Origin of the sequence: Bradyrhizobium tropiciagri, from assembly GCF_018130545.1 — a bacterium.
Classification (GTDB): domain Bacteria; phylum Pseudomonadota; class Alphaproteobacteria; order Rhizobiales; family Xanthobacteraceae; genus Bradyrhizobium; species Bradyrhizobium tropiciagri_A.
This window is the reverse complement of the sequence record NZ_JAFCKF010000015.1, coordinates 42,032-61,145: the sequence shown is the minus strand read 5'-3', so window position 1 is coordinate 61,145 and position 19,114 is coordinate 42,032. Positions and strand designations below refer to the sequence as shown.

The 19,114-nt window shown below is 64.6% G+C and carries 22 protein-coding genes; 8 read left to right on the top strand and 14 right to left on the bottom strand.

Features of this window, described 5'->3' with window-relative positions:
- Positions 1 to 144 precede the first annotated feature (144 nt).
- From JQ616_RS38510 to JQ616_RS38500, 3 genes are read left to right on the top strand one after another with little or no spacing between them, the layout of a single operon-like run.
- Positions 145 to 798 (top strand): amino acid ABC transporter permease, encoded by a 654-nt coding sequence (locus JQ616_RS38510; RefSeq protein ID WP_050401103.1) that lies wholly within the window; start codon positions 145 to 147, stop codon positions 796 to 798.
- On the top strand, positions 795 to 1,526 hold the full coding sequence (locus JQ616_RS38505) for an amino acid ABC transporter ATP-binding protein (protein ID WP_212023401.1): 732 nt from the start codon (positions 795 to 797) through the stop codon (positions 1,524 to 1,526). Before JQ616_RS38510 ends, JQ616_RS38505 begins: the two co-directional genes overlap by 4 nt.
- 14 nt (positions 1,527 to 1,540) lie before the next feature.
- Complete coding sequence (locus JQ616_RS38500; RefSeq protein ID WP_212023400.1) at positions 1,541 to 2,833, top strand: NAD(P)/FAD-dependent oxidoreductase; 1,293 nt, start codon at positions 1,541 to 1,543, stop codon at positions 2,831 to 2,833.
- A gap of 21 nt (positions 2,834 to 2,854) precedes the next feature.
- On the opposite strand, the gene JQ616_RS38495 is transcribed toward JQ616_RS38500, so the two are convergent.
- Entirely contained in the window at positions 2,855 to 3,265 is a 411-nt protein-coding gene (locus JQ616_RS38495) for a MarR family winged helix-turn-helix transcriptional regulator (protein WP_249137857.1), read from the bottom strand.
- A 364-nt stretch (positions 3,266 to 3,629) separates the two neighbouring features.
- On the opposite strand from JQ616_RS38495, the gene JQ616_RS38490 reads away from it, so the two are divergent.
- From JQ616_RS38490 to JQ616_RS38480, 3 genes are all read left to right on the top strand, one after another.
- A complete protein-coding gene (locus JQ616_RS38490) occupies positions 3,630 to 4,025 on the top strand; it encodes a putative quinol monooxygenase (RefSeq protein WP_212023398.1) in 396 nt (131 codons plus the stop codon).
- A gap of 81 nt (positions 4,026 to 4,106) precedes the next feature.
- Positions 4,107 to 4,601 (top strand): cupin domain-containing protein, encoded by a 495-nt coding sequence (locus JQ616_RS38485; RefSeq protein ID WP_212023397.1) that lies wholly within the window; start codon positions 4,107 to 4,109, stop codon positions 4,599 to 4,601.
- Complete coding sequence (locus JQ616_RS38480) at positions 4,546 to 5,571, top strand: glutathione S-transferase family protein (protein ID WP_212023396.1); 1,026 nt, start codon at positions 4,546 to 4,548, stop codon at positions 5,569 to 5,571. Before JQ616_RS38485 ends, JQ616_RS38480 begins: the two co-directional genes overlap by 56 nt.
- A gap of 109 nt (positions 5,572 to 5,680) precedes the next feature.
- Here JQ616_RS38480 and JQ616_RS38475 read toward each other — a convergent pair whose 3' ends face one another.
- The 5 genes from JQ616_RS38475 to JQ616_RS38455 form a co-directional block, all read right to left on the bottom strand.
- Positions 5,681 to 6,670, bottom strand: coding sequence for an alpha/beta hydrolase family protein (locus JQ616_RS38475; protein WP_212023395.1), 990 nt, complete (start codon positions 6,668 to 6,670; stop codon positions 5,681 to 5,683).
- A gap of 4 nt (positions 6,671 to 6,674) precedes the next feature.
- On the bottom strand, positions 6,675 to 7,076 hold the full coding sequence (locus tag JQ616_RS38470; RefSeq protein ID WP_212023394.1) for a PaaI family thioesterase: 402 nt from the start codon (positions 7,074 to 7,076) through the stop codon (positions 6,675 to 6,677).
- The gene (locus tag JQ616_RS38465; protein ID WP_212023393.1) at positions 7,073 to 7,402 is read right to left on the bottom strand and encodes an NIPSNAP family protein; all 330 of its coding nucleotides are present in this window, start codon (positions 7,400 to 7,402) and stop codon (positions 7,073 to 7,075) included. The genes JQ616_RS38470 and JQ616_RS38465 overlap by 4 nt, the downstream gene beginning before the upstream one ends.
- A gap of 262 nt (positions 7,403 to 7,664) precedes the next feature.
- The gene (locus tag JQ616_RS38460; protein WP_212023392.1) at positions 7,665 to 8,519 is read right to left on the bottom strand and encodes an enoyl-CoA hydratase-related protein; all 855 of its coding nucleotides are present in this window, start codon (positions 8,517 to 8,519) and stop codon (positions 7,665 to 7,667) included.
- Between the two features lie 45 nt (positions 8,520 to 8,564).
- The gene (locus tag JQ616_RS38455; protein WP_212023391.1) at positions 8,565 to 10,154 is read right to left on the bottom strand and encodes a gamma-glutamyltransferase; all 1,590 of its coding nucleotides are present in this window, start codon (positions 10,152 to 10,154) and stop codon (positions 8,565 to 8,567) included.
- 123 nt (positions 10,155 to 10,277) lie between these two features.
- Between JQ616_RS38455 and JQ616_RS38450 the strand changes: the two genes are divergently transcribed.
- Positions 10,278 to 11,051, top strand: a complete 774-nt coding sequence (locus JQ616_RS38450) for an enoyl-CoA hydratase-related protein (protein ID WP_212023390.1) — start codon at positions 10,278 to 10,280, stop codon at positions 11,049 to 11,051.
- A gap of 18 nt (positions 11,052 to 11,069) precedes the next feature.
- On the opposite strand, the gene JQ616_RS38445 is transcribed toward JQ616_RS38450, so the two are convergent.
- Positions 11,070 to 12,083 carry a zinc-dependent alcohol dehydrogenase family protein gene (locus JQ616_RS38445; protein ID WP_212023389.1) on the bottom strand — a complete coding sequence of 338 codons (1,014 nt, stop codon included), beginning with the start codon at positions 12,081 to 12,083 and terminating at the stop codon, positions 11,070 to 11,072.
- A 217-nt stretch (positions 12,084 to 12,300) separates the two neighbouring features.
- Between JQ616_RS38445 and JQ616_RS38440 the strand changes: the two genes are divergently transcribed.
- Complete coding sequence (locus tag JQ616_RS38440; protein WP_212023388.1) at positions 12,301 to 13,167, top strand: DUF2066 domain-containing protein; 867 nt, start codon at positions 12,301 to 12,303, stop codon at positions 13,165 to 13,167.
- Positions 13,168 to 13,190: 23 nt separating this feature from the next.
- Here JQ616_RS38440 and JQ616_RS38435 read toward each other — a convergent pair whose 3' ends face one another.
- The 7 genes from JQ616_RS38435 to JQ616_RS38405 form a co-directional block, all read right to left on the bottom strand.
- A complete protein-coding gene (locus JQ616_RS38435) occupies positions 13,191 to 14,144 on the bottom strand; it encodes a helix-turn-helix domain-containing protein (protein WP_212023439.1) in 954 nt (317 codons plus the stop codon).
- A 225-nt stretch (positions 14,145 to 14,369) separates the two neighbouring features.
- A complete protein-coding gene (locus tag JQ616_RS38430) occupies positions 14,370 to 14,651 on the bottom strand; it encodes a hypothetical protein (RefSeq protein ID WP_212023387.1) in 282 nt (93 codons plus the stop codon).
- Positions 14,652 to 14,798: 147 nt separating this feature from the next.
- Positions 14,799 to 15,392: a MarR family winged helix-turn-helix transcriptional regulator gene (locus JQ616_RS38425; RefSeq protein ID WP_212023386.1), complete on the bottom strand. Its 594-nt coding sequence runs from the start codon at positions 15,390 to 15,392 to the stop codon at positions 14,799 to 14,801.
- The gene (locus JQ616_RS38420; RefSeq protein WP_212023385.1) at positions 15,389 to 16,702 is read right to left on the bottom strand and encodes an MFS transporter; all 1,314 of its coding nucleotides are present in this window, start codon (positions 16,700 to 16,702) and stop codon (positions 15,389 to 15,391) included. Before JQ616_RS38420 ends, JQ616_RS38425 begins: the two co-directional genes overlap by 4 nt.
- Before the next feature lie 37 nt (positions 16,703 to 16,739).
- Entirely contained in the window at positions 16,740 to 17,063 is a 324-nt protein-coding gene (locus JQ616_RS38415) for a non-heme iron oxygenase ferredoxin subunit (protein ID WP_212023384.1), read from the bottom strand.
- 7 nt (positions 17,064 to 17,070) lie between these two features.
- The gene (locus JQ616_RS38410) at positions 17,071 to 17,583 is read right to left on the bottom strand and encodes an aromatic-ring-hydroxylating dioxygenase subunit beta (protein WP_212023383.1); all 513 of its coding nucleotides are present in this window, start codon (positions 17,581 to 17,583) and stop codon (positions 17,071 to 17,073) included.
- A complete protein-coding gene (locus JQ616_RS38405) occupies positions 17,583 to 18,956 on the bottom strand; it encodes an aromatic ring-hydroxylating oxygenase subunit alpha (RefSeq protein ID WP_212023382.1) in 1,374 nt (457 codons plus the stop codon). The genes JQ616_RS38410 and JQ616_RS38405 overlap by 1 nt, the downstream gene beginning before the upstream one ends.
- Positions 18,957 to 19,114 lie beyond the last annotated feature (158 nt).

Here is a 19,114-nt window from a genome sequence, read left to right as displayed (position 1 = left end):
GATCCGGTAAGCGAGCCGTCACCCTGAGGAGCGCGCAGCGCGTCTCGAAGGGTCGACGGCCACCAGCCGGGCCGTGCATCCTTCGAGGCTCGCTCCGCTCGCACCTCAGGATGACGGTGTTTGGTATCGAGATAAATTCAACCGATGCAAAAATTCTTCCACGATGCCGTCGAGTTCGTGCCGATCCTGTTGCAGGGCGTCTGGCTGACCATCGTCGTCACGGTCGGCTCGCTGTTGCTGTCGACCGTGCTGGGGCTGGTGTGGGCGCTGATGCGGGTATCCGGCATCCGCATCCTCACAGGCCTGAGCGCCGCGCTGATCAATGTGATCCGCGGCATCCCGATCATCGTGCTGCTGTTCTACATCTATTTCGTGATGCCCGATTTCGGCATCGCGCTGTCGGCGTTGCAGGCCGCGATCATCGGACTCGGCATCGCATACTCGGCGTATCAGGCGGAAAATTTCCGCGCCGGCATCGAGGCGATCGACAAGGGGCAGATCGAGGCGGCGCAGACCATCGGGATGGGCTGGTGGCTCACCATGCGCCGCGTGGTGCTGCCGCAGGCGGTCAGGATCATTCTGCCGCCCTACGGCAACATCATGATCATGATGCTGAAGGATTCCTCGCAGGCCTCGACCATCACGGTCGCCGAGCTCGCTTTGCAGGGCAAGCTGATCGCCTCCTCGACCTTCAAGAACACCAGCGTGTTCACGCTGGTGGCGCTGATGTATCTCACCATGAGCATCCCGCTCATCCTGCTGGTTCGGCACTTCGAGAACAAGGCGAACCGCAAATGATCGAGCTCCGCGACGTTCACAAGAGCTTTGGCAAGGTCGAGGTGCTGAAGGGCATCACCGCATCTGTCGCCAAGAGCGAGGTGGTCTGCATCATCGGCCCGTCCGGCTCCGGCAAGTCGACCATTCTGCGCTGCATCAACGGGCTCGAGAGCTACGATCGCGGCGAGATCAGCGTCGAGGGCGCGCGCGTCGACAGCAATGACCGCTCGATCGTCGCGATCCGCACCCAGGTCTCGATGGTGTTCCAGCGCTTCAACCTGTTTCCACATCGCACCGCGCTCGAGAACGTCATCGAAGGGCCGCTCTATGTGAAGAAGGAGCCGCGCGAGCAGGCGGTCGCCCGCGGCCGCGCGCTGCTGGCCCAGGTCGGGCTCGCCGACAAGGCCGAGGTGCATCCGCCAAAACTCTCCGGCGGCCAGCAGCAGCGCGTCGCGATCGCGCGGGCGCTGGCGATGCAACCGAAGGCGATCCTGTTCGACGAGCCGACCTCCGCGCTCGATCCGGAGCTGGTCGGTGACGTGCTCTCGGTGATGCGCAAGCTCGCTGATGACGGCATGACCATGGTGGTCGTGACCCACGAGATGGGCTTTGCCCGCGACGTTGCCGACCGCGTGCTGTTCATCGACGGCGGCGTCATCGTCGAGCAAGGCGCCGCCAAATCCGTTCTCAACCAACCGCAGCACCCGCGCACCCAGGATTTCCTGCGCCGCGTGCTGCATCCGCTGTGATCCGGTCCTCCCCAATGAACGCTTCCACCCGCCTGCCGCTGCCGCCCAGTCTTTACGCCGACACCGCGGTGGAGGCGACGCCAACACCGCCGCTGACGTCGGACAAGAGCGTTCCGGTCGCGATCATCGGCGGCGGCTTCACCGGCCTGTCGACCGCGCTGCATCTCGCCGAGCAGGGCGTGCTCGCCACCGTGCTCGAAGCGCAGGAGCCGGGCTGGGGCGCCTCCGGCAACAATGGCGGGCAGACCAATCCCGGGCTGAAGCACGACCCCGACCAGATCGAACAGGATTTCGGCGCCGATCTCGGCCGCCGCATGATCGAGTTCTCCTACGGCACCACCAACTTCACGCATGACCTGATCCGCCGCTACCAGATCCCGTGTGAGGCGCGGCAGAACGGCACGCTGCGCGCCGCCTACAACGAGGCGAGCGCCGCGGCGATCGCGACCACGGCGAAGCAGTGCATCCAGCGCGGCATGCCGGTGAAGCTGCTCGACGCCGCCGAGATGCGCGCGATGACCGGCAGCGACCGCTATCTCTGCGCGATGCTCGATGCTCGCGGCGGCGATCTGCATCCGCTGAGTTACGCCCGTGGTCTGGCCCGCGCTGCGATCGGGGCCGGCGTTGCCGTGCATGGCGAGACGCCGGCGTTGTCGCTGCGCCGTGACGGCAATCGCTGGCGGATCGAGACTCCGCGCGCCATCGTGCACGCCGACAAGGTGCTGCTCGCGACCAATGGCTTTACCGACGATCTCTGGCCGGCGCTTCGCCGCAGCATCGTGCCGGTGTTCTCGTCGATTGCAGCCACCGCGCCGCTATCCGATGCGGTCGCGCGTTCGATCATGCCGGGCCGCCCGGTGCTCTACGAGAGCGGCCACATCACGGTCTATTACCGCATCGACCAGCACAACCGCCTCTTGATGGGCGGCCGCGGCCCGATGCGCTGGATCAGCAAGCCAACCGACGTCGCCTATCTGATCCGTTACGCCGAGCGGCTGTGGCCGCAGCTCGAAGGCGTCGGCTGGACCCACGGCTGGAACAGTCGCCTCGCCATCACCCCCGATCACTATCCGCATGTCCACGAGCCGGCGGAGAATCTCCTGATCTCGCTCGGCTGCAACGGCCGCGGCGTCGCGCTTTCGACCGCAATGGGCGCGCAACTCGCACGCCGCCTGATCGGCGGCCCGAAGGCCGAGATCGACATGCCGGTGACCGGCATCAAGCCGATGCCGATGCACGCGTTCTGGCGTGTCGGCGTCACCGCCGCGGTGCTCACCGGACGGGTGCGGGACAAGCTCGGGGTGTAGGGAAGATCTTCTACGGCGCTTTCAAAGCGCCGGCTCCGTGAGCTTGACGGGCGACGGTTCGGTCTCCTTGGGCCCCGCCGATCGTACGAAGTGACGCAGCCGGTCCTTCAGGTCGAAAAGCTCATTCAGGGGCATATTCAGGAAGCAGTAGAATTCGCCCAGCATCTGCTCGGTCCGTTGGCGAAGCGCCACGCCCTTGGGCGTCAGGTCGACAAGCACGCGCCGTTCATCGTTGGGCTGTCGCCGCCGGGTCACCAATCCCTTGGCCTCGAGACGCTTGAGCATCGGCGAGAGCGAGCCGAGGTCCATTTGCAGCGCCGAGGCCAGGTCTCCGACGCCTCGCGCCCCGCGCTCCCACAGCACGACCAGAACCAGATATTGCGGGTAGGTGACGCCGAGCTTCTTCAGGAACGGGACGAACAGCCGCGTCATGTGATTGCTTGCACTGTAGAGCGCAAAGCAAAGGTGACTGTCGAGGCCCGGCATCTCGACTGGTGCGATGGAGCCCTGTGGCGGGCGATTGCTGGTTTCGCGTCGCGCGTTCGTCGTTCGGGTCTTCATTCCTGTCAGTCCGCTGGCGCACCAAATCGTTGAGCCAAATCCTATCGTTAGCCGTCGCGCCAGCCAAGCCGGATGAGCGCAATTTTCTGTCGTTACAGCATATCATATCGAAATGTATTGACTCTCATTATTTTGCGTGCAAACTATTTGTACCTCAGAAAATTGAGGTGTCCGGCCCGCGAGCGTTCAACGGCCGGATTCGCAAATGAAAACAAACCAGGAGGGGAGGAATTGCATGTCCGAGATGGATCGTCGTGCGTTCGTGGGAACTGTCGCCATTGGTTCTGTGGCGGCCGCGGTTCTCGCTGCTTCATCGGCCGAGGCCGCAGGCCAGAGCGGCTATTTCGTGATCGCGGAAATCGTATCCAAGAAGGACAAGGCGGATGATCTCCGCGCCTTGCTTGTGCCCTTCGCCGAAATCGCGGCCAAGGAGCCCGGATGTATCGTCTACACGCTGATGGAGGTCATCGGCGAGCCGGGCCGCTTCCTGACCTTCGAGCGCTGGAAGGATAAGGCGGCGCTCGACGCCCACATGGTCACGCCCGACATCAAGGCCATCGTGCCGAAGCTCGAGCCCGTTCTGGCCAAGCCGTTCACGCAACTCTTCCTGGATGCACGCACCGGCGGCTGAGCCGGAGCCCCATACACAGCATCGGCGGGCCGCTGCCTGGCAGCGGCTCGGAACAGCATTCTGTTCGTGACTTCAAGACAAATGATCATCAGGGAGGACGAGATGCGTGGTCTAGTTTGTGCTGCGGCGTCACTGGTTGTGATTGCCGCCACGGTTCCGGCATGCGCCGGTGGAATCTATGTCATCGAGAACGGTCAGGGAAACAACCCGATTGCCGTGAAGAAGGAGGCATCCGCGCTTGCCGCCGTGCCGGTGATGCCCAACGGCAAGCAGAACCAGGGCTTCAACTATGGAATGCTCTATGACCTGCCCGGAGCGGCTACTCACGTGATGCGCGGACACGTCGACGCCAAAGGCTCGATTGCCGTTCACGACGGCGCGCTGCCCTATATCCTCTATGTTATCAGCGGGAGCGGCAAGTTGTCCTTGAACGACAAGGCCGGCGGGCAGATCGGTGAAGTCACCTACAAGCCGGACGACGTGATCGTCTTTCAGCCGAATACGCTGCATGGCTGGATCAATGGCGACACCGCGTTCGAGTTTCTCGGCGTCGAACTGCCCGCGCCGCAGAAGTAGCTCGGCTCAAGACAAATCCCAGGGAGGGAAACCCATGTCAGAGGTCATTCTGCACCACTATCAGCTCTCGCCTTATTCGGAGAAGACGCGCCTGGCGCTGGGCCTCAAGGGCCAGAGCTGGCGCTCGGTCGAGATCCCGGTCTGGACGCCGCGCCCGAAGCTCACGCCGATGACGGGAGGCTACCGGCGCACGCCGATCCTCCAGATCGGCGCAGAGTTCTATTGCGATACGCTGCTCATTCTTCAGGTCATCGAGAAGCTAGGCGGCTCGCCTGCGCTTTATCCCACCGGACAGGAAGGCCTCGCCAAGGCCTTCGGCTGGTGGATCGAGAAGGGCTCCTTCCTGAACGCCGTCTGTCTCACCATCGGCAACATGGGCGGCAAGATCCCGCAAGAGCTTGTCGACGAACGGCGCCCGCTGTTCCGCGTCAATCTGGATCCGGACGTGCTGCTTCCGAAACGGGCGGTGTTTTTGCAGCGGCTCAATGCCCATCTCGCCTGGCTTGCCGAAGTTCTCGCCGACGGCCGCAAGTTTGTCCTCGGAAGCGATCCTTCCGCGGCGGATTTGTCGGCCTACCACCCGATCTGGTTTGCGCGTCAGAATGGCGGCCCGGAGATTGCGGAGCTGATCGCGTTCGGAGGAGTTGTCGATCCCTGGTATGCGCGCGTTGCGGCTCTCGGGCACGGCAAGCACACGGACATGACACCCGACGAGGCGATCGAAGTTGCGCGCGGCCATCAACCCTGCGAACCCGACAGCTGGTCATCGGAAGCGCGGAACGTCGGAATTCGGCGCGGCGACTGGGTCAGCGTCACTCCCGACGATTACGGCAATCCCGTCCATGGAAACATTCTCGCGTGGACACAAGATGAGATTGTGATCCGGCACGAAGACCCATCGGTCGGCAAAGTGAATCTTCACTTCCCGAGGGTCGGCTTCGATGCCGCTCTGGTGCAGAAAGCCGCCTAGGCCAATGCGATGCGAGGAGGCTTCGATGTCGGGCAGACTCGATCCTCCTCCATTTGCATGGATTCCGGCGGGACGGCGTCACCGCCGGCTCGGGGACCAACTGCGTTCGTTAACGCGTCCCGGCGTCGCCCAGATGCGTCCTGAAAAACGCGATCGCCGCGGCGTGGAAGCGCTGATGAAAGGCGACGCGGTCGAAGCCCGGCGCGTCGGTACAGATACCGGCCATCTTCACCGTCTCCTCCGGCGTGCAGGTCGCGAGGAAAGAAAAGTGCTTCGCATCCTTCACCAGGTGAAAGTCCGGTTTGGACGGAAGCCGGTCGTTGATGGCGGCGGCACAGCACCCGGAGAGACCGTCGCCGTTCTGTGCGGGGTCCGAGCTCCATAGCTGAATCGGGATCGTCACGGCCCTCAGATTCTCGGCCGCAAAGAACAGCACAGGAAACGGATCGACGATGACCGCAGCCTTGATCCGCGGATCGTGGACGACCGGTCCGCTCGGCTTTTCTCCACTTTCGAGTTCCTTGCAGACCCGCAAGCTCGATGTCTGGCAGTTCGGAAGGCCCTTGCGGAGATCGGGCTCACCGCCAATTGCCGCGAGGGCGGTGTAGCCGCCCCAGGAGAAACCGTAGAGACCGATGCGCCCGGCGTCGATGTGCGCAGCATCAGGCCAGCCTTGAAGCGCGTAGTCGATCGCGCGCTTGATGTCGGCGGGTCGTTCGACCGTGACGGCAAGGCTGTCGGTGCCGCTGGTGTCGCGTTCGGTATCGGTTGGATGGTTGAACGTCAGAACCATGAAGCCGGCATCCGCCAGCGCGGCGGCGGTGTCGTGATGTCCGCCAAGCCATCCCCGTCGTCCATGCGAGATCACGATCAGCGGCAGCTTGTTCCCTGTGATCGGGCAGTCGTTCACCCCGAAGAACGTTCTGCCGCCGCGGGCATCGATCTCGTGCGGGGCCTCCGCGCAGGGATGCCAGATCACCCCGCGGATCGCGGGGCCGTCAGTGCTCGCGGGAACGTTGAAAGCCCGCAGTCCGGCCGCCTGTGCAGCAGAGAAGCTGAGCAACACCAGGGCGGACAACAGGAAGGGGGGCCAACGCATATGGCTATCGCTTGTCGAGAATTCGCAACTCGGCCGTGGCGGTGGCGATCGTCACGTTCTCCGCATCGATCAGGTCGGCCTCGACGATCATGTCGCGCCCGGTCCGCGAGACGACCTTTGCCCTGGCCGTGATCGGACCCACGCGCGCCGGCTTGAGAAATCGCGTGGCAAGGGTTTTCGTCACCACCGTCTGTGTTGCGGGAAGTGCTGCAAGCGCGCCGAGGCCTGTGGCCGAATCCAGCATCGCGGCGAGGAAGCCGCCCTGGATCGTGCCGTGCCGGTTGGTGAACAGGGGCTTCGCCTCGAAGCGGATCGAGGCGGTCTCGCCGTCGAAGCCCAGCCACTCCCGCCCAAGGAGTTGCGCGCCGGGCGGTACGTCTGCACTTGCTGCACTCAATTCCGTCACCGCGCTTGTTGCTCGGCCGCTTTCGGAAACAACGGCCGGAAGAACGACCGATCATAGCGCGTGAAGCAGCCGGTCTCCTTTGCGAAAGCGATCGCCTTCTGCACGTCCGGATCGGCGGCGGAATCCTTTCGATATTGCTCGTAGGCCGCGAGGCTCGGAAAGCTGAACATCGCCAATGCGACGTCGCTTGCGCCTTCGGACGGCAGAAAGTAGCCGTGATGGATGCCGCCAAACCGCGGCAACAGCTCAAGCCACATGGCGGCATAGGCTTCGAAATCGGCGAGCTTGCCCAACCTGATCTCGTAGCGCAGGTAGCAGGTAATCATTCTGTGGTGCTCCAACCCATCGTTGACTAGGGCTTCTCACTATAGCGCAGCGGCGGACTGAATCGAGAACCATCCTCATCGTCGTCCCGGCGAAGGCCGGGACCCATAACCACAGCTGGTCATTGTTGCGCGTTGCCGGAACGACGAGTCCCATTCACTACGTCTGCTGCGGCGTATGGTCCCGGCTTTCGCCGGGACGACGGCGGTGGGTGAGGCGCGACATCGGTTCGAAGCACGACGGTCTTCGCGCTGCGATCACCCGTCACTCCGAGGCCGGCCACCACGGATACTGGCTCGGCATGTCCTGCGAGACCTTGCCCGGAAACGCCGGCTTCCGCTTCTCGATGAAGGACTGCACGCCCTCGCGCACGTCGGCGTGGCCGCCGCGCTCGACCGACATCGGCTTGTCGATCGCGAGCAATTCGAACGGGTCGGGCGCGCCGGCGAAGCGCCAGAGCATCTGGCGGGTCAGCGCGACCGACACGGCCGAGGTCTCCGCCGTCATCTCGTGGGCGATCTGCCGCGCCCGGTCGAGCAGGGCCTCCGGCTCGACCACCTCGCTGACGAGACCGCCCTTGAGCGCCTCGTCCGCATCGAAGGTGCGGCCGGACAGGCACCAGCGCAGTGACTGCGGCAGGCCGACGAGCTTGGGCAAGAACCACGCACTGCCGGCCTCCGGCACCAGCCCGCGGCGCGCGAAGATGAAGCCGATCTTGGCGCCGCGTGCCGCGATGCGGATATCCATCGGCAGCGTCATGGTGATGCCGACGCCGACCGCACCGCCGTTGATGGCGGCGATCGAAGGCTTTCGGCAGTTGAAGATCGCCTCGACGAAGCGGCCGCTGCGCTGGCCGGCGCTTGCGAACACGCCAGCGCCGTGGCTGCCGGAGGTGTCAAAACTCTTGGCGCCGCCGGAGACGTCGGCGCCGGCGCAGAACGCACGGCCCGCGCCGGTGACGATGATGGCGCGGATATCGTCGTCCTCATCGGCGCGCTGGAATGCGTCGGCAATCTCCGCGCCCATCGTGCCGGTGTAGGCGTTGAGCCTGTCGGGGCGATTGAGCGTGATGATCATCAGGGAGCCGTCGATGTCGCAGGTGATTTGCTCGTAGTTCATGACGGCCTCCCCGAGATATTTGTTGTCGCGCGCGCCGTGACCTTCTCACCCCTCCGCGATTGCATCGCTCCACGGATGAAACGGCTCGGTGGCGCCGCTGTTCGTTGTGCCATCGCGCAGCACGATGCTGGGGCAGGCGAACTTCTTTGGCTGGGTCTGGATGCGCGCCTCCTCATAGTCGAAGCGGCCGCGTAGCGCGTCACGTACGGCTTGAGGCAGGCGGACATCGCCGATCACGATGGCGCCTTCGCTGGCATCGATCCGCGGCTGATGGATCGCGGCGTCGAGATCCATGCCGAAATCCATCACGAACGACAACAGCTGCGAGACCGCGGGCAGGATGCGGCGGCCGCCCGATGCACCCACGGCCAGCGTGCGGCCGTCGGCTGCCTGCGCCACGACCGGTGTGTAGTTGGTCAGGCAGCGCTTGCCCGGCGCAAGCGAGTTCGGATTGCCTTGCGTCGGATCGAACCACATGATGCCGTTGTTCATGGTGAGCCCGGTGTTCGGCGTCACGAATTTGGAGCCGAAGGTCGACAGCAGGGTCTGCGTCACCGCGGCCATGTTGCCGTCGCGGTCGACGGCGGAGAAATGCGTCGTGCAGCTTGGTGCGATCGCCTCGGCGCCGAGCGCGCGGCGGCCGTCGACATCGCCCATGTCCTTCAGCCGCTCGCGATAGGCGGCTTGCAGCGCCTCGGCATAGGCCGCGTAGGCCACGGCATCCGGACCGCCCTGCGCGGGCGCGAGCGCCTCTTGCAACAGTCCGAGGGTGCGCGCCATGGTCGGACCCGCGGTCAATTCCGGCGTCGCATAGACGGTGCCGCCGCGATAGGGAATTTTTAGCGGCTCGCGCAGATGGGAACGGAAGGCGGCGAGATCGCGTACCGACAGCGTGCCGCCGGCGGCCTGGATGTCGTCAGCGATGCTGCGCGCCAGATCGCCCTCGTAGAAATCGCGCGGACCCGCCGCAGCGAGCTGCGCCATCGTCGCCTTCAGCGCGTCCTGCGGCATGCGGACCTCAGACTTGATGCCCCACTGCGCATTCGGCGGCAGGCCATCCAGCAGATACGCCACGGCGCTGGCGGGATAGCGCCGCAGATCGGCAGCGGAGCTTGCGATCATCTCGGTGGTCCACCAATCCACCAGCAGGCCCTCGCCGGCGAGCTTGACGCTCGGCGCCAGCAAGTCCTTCCACGGCATTTTGGCGTGGCGGCGATGCGCCTCTTCCATGCCGGCGACCACGCCGGGCACCGCGATCGAGCCCGGTCCGTGCAGGTTGCGGTCGTCCTTGACCCGCGCCCAAGGGAACAGGTCGGAGGCCGCGCCGCCGGTCAAGGGATAGTCTTCCAGACGCAGGCCGTCGGGCGCGCGCATGCCGTAGTCGATCACCTCGACGCGGTTCTCCTTGGCGCGGTACAGCACCATCGCGCCGCCGCCGCCGGCACCGCTCATCCAGGGCTCCAGCACGCCGAGCGCGAAGGTGGTTGCGATGACCGCGTCGACGCAATCGCCGCCCGCTGCCAATACCTCCGCGCCGACCTCGGCCGCCTTGCGCGACTGCGCTGCGACGATGCCGCCCTTGGCGCTGACGGCCGGTTTGCGTATCACTTGCGAGTTGGAGAACTGGTCGGACATGGCGTTGCTTTCGCTGTTCTTGTTGCGGGCGGGGCACGTTGGCGTAGCATGCCAAGCATGGCACAGTAAGCGCAATAGAGCGGCACGATAAGCGCAATAAGAAGCAATTCCAGGGAGAGGAAAATGAGCAGTGTGAAGCGCGAACGGGACGGCAAGGTCGGGATTTTGACGCTGAACGATCCCGCCAGCCTGAACGCGATGACGCCGGAACTGCTCGGCGATCTCGCACGTGCCGTCGGCGAGATGAGCATCGATCCCGGCATCCGCGCGCTGGTGCTGACCGGGGAGGGGCGCGGCTTCTGCTCGGGGCAGAACCTCAAGGCGTTCAACTCGCTCGGCGACAACATCTACACCGGCGTGATGACGCATTATTGGCCGGCGATGCAGGCCTTGCGCGAATGCCGCATGCCGGTGGTGGTCGCGGTCAACGGTGTTGCGGCCGGTGGCGGTTTCAGCCTTGCGATGTCCGGCGACATGATCCTGGCTGCGCGCTCGGCGAGCTTCATCCAGGTGTTCAGCCGGATCGGCCTGGTGCCCGATCTCGGTTCGACCTGGCTGTTGCCGCGGCTGGTCGGCCGCCAGCGCGCGCTCGAGCTGATGCTGCTCAACGAGCCGCTGTCGGCCGAGCGGGCCAGGGAGTGGGGCCTGGTGCGCGACGTGGTCGACGACGCCAAGCTGCTCGACGAGGCGAAGGCGCTCGCCGGCAGGCTTGCTGACGGCCCGACGCGTGCGCTGGTCGCGACACGGCAGCTGCTCGAGGCGAGCGAACACGCGAGCTATGCCGAGCAGTTCCGCCGCGAGATCGAGCTGCAACAGGTGATCCGCGAGAGTGCCGACGCGAAGGAAGGCCGCCAGGCCTTCGTCGAGAAACGCAAGGCGCAGTTCACGGGAAGGTAATCCTTGATCGCAGGTACGCTAGCCAATCGCAATCGCGACCTTGCCGAAATGCGCGCCGCTCGCCATGTGGGCGAACGCGTCCTTGACCTGGTCGAAGGCGAACACCTTGTCGATCACGGGCTTGACGCCGTGCATGCTGACGCCGTCGCACAGCGCCTGCAGATCCTCGATCGAGCCGACGGTGACGCCCTGCAGCCGCTGCTGCTGCATCACCATCAGCGGCAGCCGCGAGTCGGACGAGGCGGGACCTGCGAGCACGCCGATGAAGGCGATGGTGCCGCCGATCCGGGTGGCGCGGATCGACTCGTTCAGCGTGCCGACGCCGCCGACCTCGACCACGAGATCGACGCCGCGTCCGGTCAACTCGCGCGCCTTCTTGCCCCAGTCCGGCGTGGTCTTGTAGTTGAGCGTGACATCGGCGCCGAGTTGCTTGAGCCGCGCGATCTTGGCGTCGCTGGACGAGGTCGCAATGACGCGGGCGCCGCACATCCGGGCGAATTGCAGCGCGAACAGCGAGACGCCGCCGGTGCCCTGGGTCAGCACCGTCTGTCCCGGCTTGATGTCGCTGAGCTTGACCACCGCGCTCCATGCCGTGAGCCCGGCGCATGGCAGCGCTGCGGCCTCGATGTCGCTGAGATGGTCCGGCGTGCGCACCAGCGCATGCGCCGGGAACACGCGGTACTCGGTCAACACGCCGTCGACGCTGCCGCCGAGTGCGGCGCGCATCCGTGTCTCGCTCGGCTCGCCGCCGAGCCAGCTTTCGAAGAAGCTGCCGATTACGCGATCGCCGGGTGCGAAATTCTTCACGCCGTCGCCGACCGCCTCGACCACACCGGCGCCGTCGGAGACCGGCACCAGCGGAAATTTCTGGCGCGAGCCGTAGCCGCCCTTGACCGTGAGCAGGTCGCGATAGTTGAGCGTCGCCGCCTTCAGCCGCACCAGCACTTCGCCGGGACCGGCCTGCGGAACCGGCTTGTCGACCAGCGCCAGCGCGTCGACGCCGCCGGGGCCTTGCAACTCGTAGCATTTCACGGGGCGTCTCCTGCTGAATGTTCTCGTGCTGGATGTTCTGGTCTTGGGCAACGCAACCGGCGCCGCCGCGCATCCGCTCAGCATATGTCAGGCCCCCGCTGCGTGACCAGAGCGCGCGGCGTGGCCGATGGAATGGCGCCCATGCCCGAACGCGTTGGCGCCGGCGGAAAATACCGCCAATCTGTGCCGATGGTGAAACGACCAGGCGGAGGTGACCATGGCTGCCTTGCTTGAGACGAAGTCCGACCTGATCGTCGCGCTCCTGCGTGGTGTGGTTCGCGTGCTGCTTGCCGCCGCATTGATCTGTTGCGGCGCTGCGATGGCCGCGGACGACAGTCTGTACCGCGGGCAGACCGTCGTCACCGGCCAGGGCGAGCCGAACCGGATCATCGGGTTCGGTGCTTGTCTCGAGGACGTTCTGATCAAGGTCTCCGGTCAGCCGGCGCTCGCGGCCGACCACAGGCTTGCCGCGTACAAGTCGAAGGCCAAGGCGTTCGTCAGCAGTTTTGACTACCACGATCAATATGCCGGCAAGCCGCATCATGACGAGCAGGGCACCCGCGACCGGCCCTACGACCTGACGGTTGATTTCGACGAAAGCAAGATCGACGGCATTCTCGCCAAGCTCGGCCTCAAGCCGTGGCGGTCGCAGCGACCGGTGCTTGGCGTCTTCGTCGAGATGCAGCACGGCCCGAAGGATTACATTGTGACGTCAGACGGGACGCAGTCGGACTTGCAGCGCGACGCGCTGGCGGCCGCAGCCGTCAAGCGCGGCATGCGCTTCGTGCTGCCGGCCGCCTCGGCGTTGACGAGTGCCAACCTCGGCGCGGGCGAACTCTTGAAGATGCCGTCGGCGAAACTGGCGACGATCGTCGCGCCGCAGGGCGGCGAGGCCATCCTGATCGGACGGCTGGTCTGGGACGACAACGATCTCGGCTGGGCTACGCAATGGCAGATGGCCTGGCACGGCCGCGACTACAAATGGCGGTTCCGCGGCGTCACCTTCGATGAAGCGTTCCGCCGCGGCATCGGCGGCGCCGCGCAGGTGCTGTCCGGCAACGGCGATCCCGCGCGGTCGAAATGAGCTTGCGCGCGCGGCCGCCTGATTCAGCCGGCGTAGCCGAGCGTTTGCGACGGATATTCCCCGAACATCGCGCGGTAGTACTGCGAGAAGCGGCCGAGCTCGATGAAGCCCTGTTCGATCGCGACCTTGGAGACGGTTGTTTGCTCCGGCCTGCTTTCGCGCAGGATCGAGCGGATCGTGCACAGCCGCTTGTAGCGCAGGAATGTCACCGGGCCGACGCCGAACACCTCGTGGAAGGCGCGGTGCAGGCTGCGTCGCGACAGCCGGAGCTCGGTGCAGATTTCCGAGACATGGACCGGGCGGGTGCCGGCGGCGCGCAGATAGTCCTCGACGTCGCGCACCAGCTTCATCGCCGACGGCAGGTAGCTCGATCCGTCCGGCGGCAGCGAGGTGACGACCGTTGCCGTCACGCAATCAATGATCGCGCGCTTCCAGAATTCGGCCGACGTCTCCGACAATGCGTCCGGATAGCGCGCGAGATGCGCGATGATTCGCGGCAGCCTGTCGGCCCCGGCCATGCCGATCGTGGGGTCGGCGCGAAAGTGGTTCTTCGCGCTCCATGTCTCGGCGTCGGCAAGCCGCGGCTCGCCGCCGAACACGTCGGGCAGATCGGCCATGTCGAAGCGAATCGCCGCATAGGACGAGGCGCTGTGAAAGATGCCGTCATGCTCGACCCCCGGCGGAATCACCAGCACGTCGGCCGGCTGCATGTCGAATGCCCAATGCGTGACGCGATTGGTCGCGTTCAGCAGCATTCCGATGATCAGCTTGGGATCGGTCGAGATGCGCTGGGTGCGGACCCCGACATTGAATGCGCCGATGCTGAGCGAGAAATCGTCGATCCCGACATGGGACAGGGTGCCGCGCAGCTTGCCGCGCTCAAGCTGCATGACCTCGACATGCGAGCCTTTCACGGCATCGTGGAGTCCCTCGAAGCCGTCAAGCTCGCCGTTGTGAACCGTCAGGTGCTGGCCCATATCCACGCTTCCCACGGCGGAATCCTGAACGGGATTTTTGCCGGTTTTTCTTGGGAAGGCAACGCGGACGACGGCACGGAATTGACCGGGCCGGGATGTGGTTTTGACAGACCGCGCCCCTTGGGGGCGGGACTGGCACAAACTGCATATCGTGCCCGCCGCATGGTGGGCAATCGTTTGATCTTAAAGCGAAATGCGCAGCCTTTGACGGCTCTGCGCCGGTGGCTAGGCCGCCATCAAGTGCTCAAGCGCAACAGCCTGTTCGCGGGTCTGGAATGCGATGGCGGTGTGCGTGAAGCCCGACGAGGCCTGGGTCTGCGCGATGTGGTTGAGCACCTCGTTGCCCTTGACCACGTGAAGATCCATTCCAGGGCCGGCTGGGAAGATGCCGAGAACGACGTCGTAGGCATCGACGATGGCCTTCAGCGCGCCACCCTTGTCTTCCGAGGCATCGATGAAGATACGAACATCCGCGGCGATACTACGAAGTTCGTCAAAGTCGATCACTGGAAGTCTCCTATACGCAACTCACTGATCGATTCTTGCTACAACTTGCTTACTGAAACATAAATTTCGCCGGGTTCCGTCGCGCACTCACCGTCACGTGAATCGTATCTCGATCCGCGCGATCGGCGTCTTGCCGGCCTGTCGCTTTCAGGCGCCGCTCGGCGGCCGCCGCTTTGCAATCCGCTTGACCGGTGCGTGCGCCGGCACGCTATCTCCGGACTGGTCGGCCATGTGAGAAATGCGCTGCTCGATGTGATCGACGACCCGAAAGAAGGCGTCCAGCGCCTTGGCGTCGAGGCCGGCCGTGAGGTTGCTGTGCCGGCGCAGGATTTCGTCGAGGCTGCGGTCGAGCAGCGCCACGCCGTCAGCCGTCAGCCGGATCTCGGTCCGGTTCCGGGCGCTGCCGCGAACCGGGGTCAGCTCGATCAACCCCTTGTTCTTCAACGACGTCGTCTCGCGGCTGACGACGGCCTTGTCGAGTTGCGCATTGGTCCAGATGTCGTAAGCGCTGGCGGGCTCGTGCTCCCTGAGGAAGGAGAGCACCCGCCACTCCGCGAGCGACACGCCATAGGCCTGTGGGAAGAACGCGTTGGCATTGGCGCGCAGCTTCGCGACCAGGCTCGAAAGCACGGTCGGCACGTAGCGTTCGAAATCGATCACCAGTTCGGAGCGCGCGTCCTCTTGCGGGGCGCGGCGCGGGGCAGGGGCCTTGGTGCGGCTTGTGGCAGTCCGGCTTTTCATTCTTTCACGAGCTGAGAGCGGGCGATCAAGACCATGACCGCCGCGAGGAGGAGGACGCCTGTTACCACGAGGAATCCGGTGGTGAAACTGCCCGAGGCGTCCTTCGCGCGTCCGATCACGATCGGGATCGTCGCACCTCCGATGCTGCCGATGGTGCTGACCAGGCCGATCGCGCCAGGCGCGCTCTGCCGCGACATGTAGGACTGCGGAATGGTCCAGAATACGGCCTGCGTGCCATAGACGCCGACATTGGCGACCATGAACCCGATGATGATCCAGACCGGCGATGTCGAGAAGGCGGCGATGGCGAAGCCCGCGGCCGCGATCACGAAGGTCATCGCAGCATAATAGAAGCGCTCACCGACATGATCGGAGTGCCGCGACAACGCAATCATGCCGATCAGGCCGGCGATCGGCGGGATCGCGGTCACGAAGCCGACCTGCGAATTCGGCAGGCCGAACGACTTGATGATCTGCGGCAGCCAGGGGAAGAGCGAGGCCAGCCCGCAGAACAGGCCGAAATTGCACAGGCCGAACAGCAGGACCATCGGCTTGGTGACGGTCCGCAGCACGCCCTCGGCATGGACCACACCGGTTGCCTTGGCGTCGCGCTCCAGCGCGCTGGTCAGCCAGTTGCGCTGAGCCGTCGACAGCCAGGTCGCCTGCTGCGGGCGATCGGTCAGATAGAAGATGCCGACGATCCCCAGGATGATCGGCGGCAAGCCTTCGAGGATGAACAGCCATTTCCAGCCCGAGATCCCGAACACCCCGTTCAGCTCGAGGATCGCGCCGGAGATCAGCGAAGCGAAGATGTAGGAGACCGGCACCGCATAGTTGAACATCGCATTGTAGCGGGCGCGGTAGCTGAACGGAAACCAGATGCTTAGCAGCAGCATCACGCCGGGAAACAGGCCGGACTCGGCAAAACCGAGGAAGCCGCGGAATGCATAGAGGCTGAGCGGGCCCTGCGTGAACGCCATCAGCACGGTGGCGATACCCCACAGGATCGCGATCCGCGTCAGCGTGATCCGTGCGCCGTATTTGGCGAGGATCAGATTGCTCGGGATCTCGAAAATAGCATAGGTGAAGTACATGATACCGACCGCGATGCCGAACATTTCGGCATTGAGCCCGAGCTCCTTGTTCATCTGCAGCGCGGCAAAGGAGATGTTGCCGCGGTCGAGAATGGCGAGGAAGTACATCGCCATCACGAACCACATCAGGCGCAGCGCGACCTTGCGGATGGTGGTGCGTTCGATCTCCGGATCGGCGGTCGCGATCGCCGCCTTGTCCATCACGACTTCGGTCATTGCCGTTTCCCCCGATTCTTGTTTCTTGATTGTCGTTCTATGCCGGCAGGCAGACTTCCAGCCGGTCGCCTGCCACGCGGACCGGATAGGTCTGGATGTCGATCTCGACCGGGCTGGTCAGCGCTTCGCCGGTTCGGATGTCGAAGCGGCCCATATGCAGCGGGCATTCGATCTCGCAACCGTCCAGCATGCCGTCGGACAGCAACGCCTCCGCATGGGTGCAGATGTTGCTGGTAGCGTAATACTCGTTGCCGACACGATAGAGCGCGACGTGATGCCTGCCGATTTCGATGCCGTATGGCTCGCCTTCGCTCAGCGCGCTGAGTGCGGCCGCTTCGTGCCAGGTCCCTTGATCCGTCATGTGCCCCTCAGATGCTGTAGAAATCGAGCACGGTCGGAATCCGGTCATTGACCAGCGTGATGACCTTGCGTGCGATCTTCCAGGTGTCGCCGTCACGCCGCAGCGTGTGCTGATAGCGCCCGTGGCGCAGATGGTCCTTGGCGACGCGCTGGTCGTAGACCTGGACCGAGAACACCGAGTGGCACATGATCTCGTCAGGTCCGGTCTCGGATGCTTCGAGGTTCGAGATCTGGTGCACCGTGCGCGGCAGCGGGAGCGCCGTGATCGATTTGCGCGACTCGATGCGTGCGATCCGCTCTTCCAGCCCGCGCCGTGCATCGTGGTAGAGCAGCGAGACCTGCGTGTCGGGATCGCTGGTGGTGGTGTATTCGTCGAGCCATGCCGGCACCCAATAGACGGCATCCTCGCTGTACATCGCGACCCAGTCGGCCCATTCGCCGGTGTCGAGCAGGCGGGCCTCGCGATAGATGGTCGCGGCTGCGATCGCGTGGACGTCTTGTTCGATTGCGCTGCCGGCCATCACGTCGTCTCCCCCGCGGCGCGCTGCAACAGCCTGCGCCACTCGCGATAGCCTGGATGGAAATTGGTCTCGCCGCCGAAGCTCGTCGGGCCGAACGACCATTCGGATGGAGTTACGCCGAGCTCGCGCGTATGGACGCTGTCGCCGTGGCCGATCTCGGCGGCGCCACGCAGATAGCCTTGCGTGGGCGCGGCGGTCGTCGCGTCGTAGCCGGTCTGGCAGAATTCATACATGACGTTGTCGTCGGAGCTCGCGAGCCCGGACGCGTTGAAGAAGTCTTCGTAATTGCGAATGCGCAGCGTTCGCGCGGCGGCAGTCTCGCCGACCGGGGCGAGGCAGTGCGACACCATCTCGGTCTTGTCGGGCGCCAACGGCCGCCAGGTTCGTACCTGCGCCGACAGGATGTCGATGACCTGGAGGTTCGGAAAAATCGTGAGGTTACGCTGGCGCAGCATCCACTTGGCGCGGGTGCTGCCGACGCGCTGCCGCACGGCATCGAGGCGCGCGGGGTCCATGCCGAGCGGCCGGCCATAGAGCTGCGTGCGCTTGATCGACCAGTTGACGGCGTGGCCATGGTCGAAGCTGAAGCTGCCTTGGCCTTCCTGCTCGCCCTCCGGCTCCGCGGTAAAACCTGCGTCCGGCCCGGCGCTGGCATTGCGCTTCTTGAGGATGTCGACGTAGGAGCTGTGGGTGGTCGCGAAATGATAGTAGTCGAGACCGTTCTCGAACTGCAGCTTCCAGTTGGCGTCGAACGTATAGGTGCTGGCGCCGGGCACGAATTCGACTTCGCCGCTGTCGCTTTGATCGACGATGAGGTCGAGGAAGGCGCGGGTGTCGCCGAGAAAGTCTTCCAACGGCGGAACGTCGGCCGAAAGGCTCGCGAACAGGAAGCCGCGATAGGAGCCGAGCCGCGCGACGGGGAGAAGGTCGTGATTCTGGTTCGAGAAGGACGGTGGATATTGTCCGCTCGCTTCCTCCGTTACCGAGATGTTGCGGCCGCTCGAATCGTAGGCCCAGCCGTGATAGCGGCAGACGTGAAACTTCTGCCGCCCCTGCTTGAACGGGCAGACGATGGTTCCGCGATGCCGGCAAGTGTTGAGGAATGCGCCGACTTTACCCTCTGCGCTCCGCATCACCAGGATGGGATGCCGGCCGATATGGGTGGTGACGAAATCGTTGGGTCGGGCGACCTGGGATTCCAGGCCGATGAAATTCCATGTCGCCTCGAAAATATGGCGCAGCTCGGCGTCGAACACGTCCGGATCGCTGAAGATCCGGCGATCGACCTGGAAGATGCGCTCGGCGGGGCGATCGTCAATCAGGCGGGAAATCTCCCGCAGCCTTGCCGCGTGGTTCTGCGAAGCAGCATTCATAGCGTCCTCCCTTCGACCGACCGCCGCCTATGCAGCGCGAACCCAAGGTCGCCCGCAGAGCCAATGCAGTTCACGGCTCCCGTCCTTGCGCGACGGGAACAGCCGGCTTGATCGCCAATCTTGGAATGACTCTATAGTTGTCATGACAACCATGGTCA

Bases quoted from the DNA above. Each gene is read 5' to 3' on its own strand.
- JQ616_RS38510 (WP_050401103.1), top strand. From the start codon at position 145: ATGCAAAAATTCTTCCACGATGCCGTCGAGTTCGTGCCGATCCTGTTG.
- JQ616_RS38505 (WP_212023401.1), top strand. From the start codon at position 795: ATGATCGAGCTCCGCGACGTTCACAAGAGCTTTGGCAAGGTCGAGGTG.
- JQ616_RS38500 (WP_212023400.1), top strand. From the start codon at position 1,541: ATGAACGCTTCCACCCGCCTGCCGCTGCCGCCCAGTCTTTACGCCGAC.
- JQ616_RS38495 (WP_249137857.1), bottom strand. From the start codon at position 3,265: ATGACGCGGCTGTTCGTCCCGTTCCTGAAGAAGCTCGGCGTCACCTAC.
- JQ616_RS38490 (WP_212023398.1), top strand. From the start codon at position 3,630: ATGTCCGAGATGGATCGTCGTGCGTTCGTGGGAACTGTCGCCATTGGT.
- JQ616_RS38485 (WP_212023397.1), top strand. From the start codon at position 4,107: ATGATCATCAGGGAGGACGAGATGCGTGGTCTAGTTTGTGCTGCGGCG.
- JQ616_RS38480 (WP_212023396.1), top strand. From the start codon at position 4,546: ATGGCGACACCGCGTTCGAGTTTCTCGGCGTCGAACTGCCCGCGCCGC.
- JQ616_RS38475 (WP_212023395.1), bottom strand. From the start codon at position 6,670: ATGCGTTGGCCCCCCTTCCTGTTGTCCGCCCTGGTGTTGCTCAGCTTC.
- JQ616_RS38465 (WP_212023393.1), bottom strand. From the start codon at position 7,402: ATGATTACCTGCTACCTGCGCTACGAGATCAGGTTGGGCAAGCTCGCC.
- JQ616_RS38460 (WP_212023392.1), bottom strand. From the start codon at position 8,519: ATGAACTACGAGCAAATCACCTGCGACATCGACGGCTCCCTGATGATC.
- JQ616_RS38455 (WP_212023391.1), bottom strand. From the start codon at position 10,154: ATGTCCGACCAGTTCTCCAACTCGCAAGTGATACGCAAACCGGCCGTC.
- JQ616_RS38450 (WP_212023390.1), top strand. From the start codon at position 10,278: ATGAGCAGTGTGAAGCGCGAACGGGACGGCAAGGTCGGGATTTTGACG.
- JQ616_RS38440 (WP_212023388.1), top strand. From the start codon at position 12,301: ATGGCTGCCTTGCTTGAGACGAAGTCCGACCTGATCGTCGCGCTCCTG.
- JQ616_RS38435 (WP_212023439.1), bottom strand. From the start codon at position 14,144: ATGGGCCAGCACCTGACGGTTCACAACGGCGAGCTTGACGGCTTCGAG.
- JQ616_RS38425 (WP_212023386.1), bottom strand. From the start codon at position 15,392: ATGAAAAGCCGGACTGCCACAAGCCGCACCAAGGCCCCTGCCCCGCGC.
- JQ616_RS38420 (WP_212023385.1), bottom strand. From the start codon at position 16,702: ATGACCGAAGTCGTGATGGACAAGGCGGCGATCGCGACCGCCGATCCG.
- JQ616_RS38415 (WP_212023384.1), bottom strand. From the start codon at position 17,063: ATGACGGATCAAGGGACCTGGCACGAAGCGGCCGCACTCAGCGCGCTG.
- JQ616_RS38410 (WP_212023383.1), bottom strand. From the start codon at position 17,583: ATGGCCGGCAGCGCAATCGAACAAGACGTCCACGCGATCGCAGCCGCG.
- JQ616_RS38405 (WP_212023382.1), bottom strand. From the start codon at position 18,956: ATGAATGCTGCTTCGCAGAACCACGCGGCAAGGCTGCGGGAGATTTCC.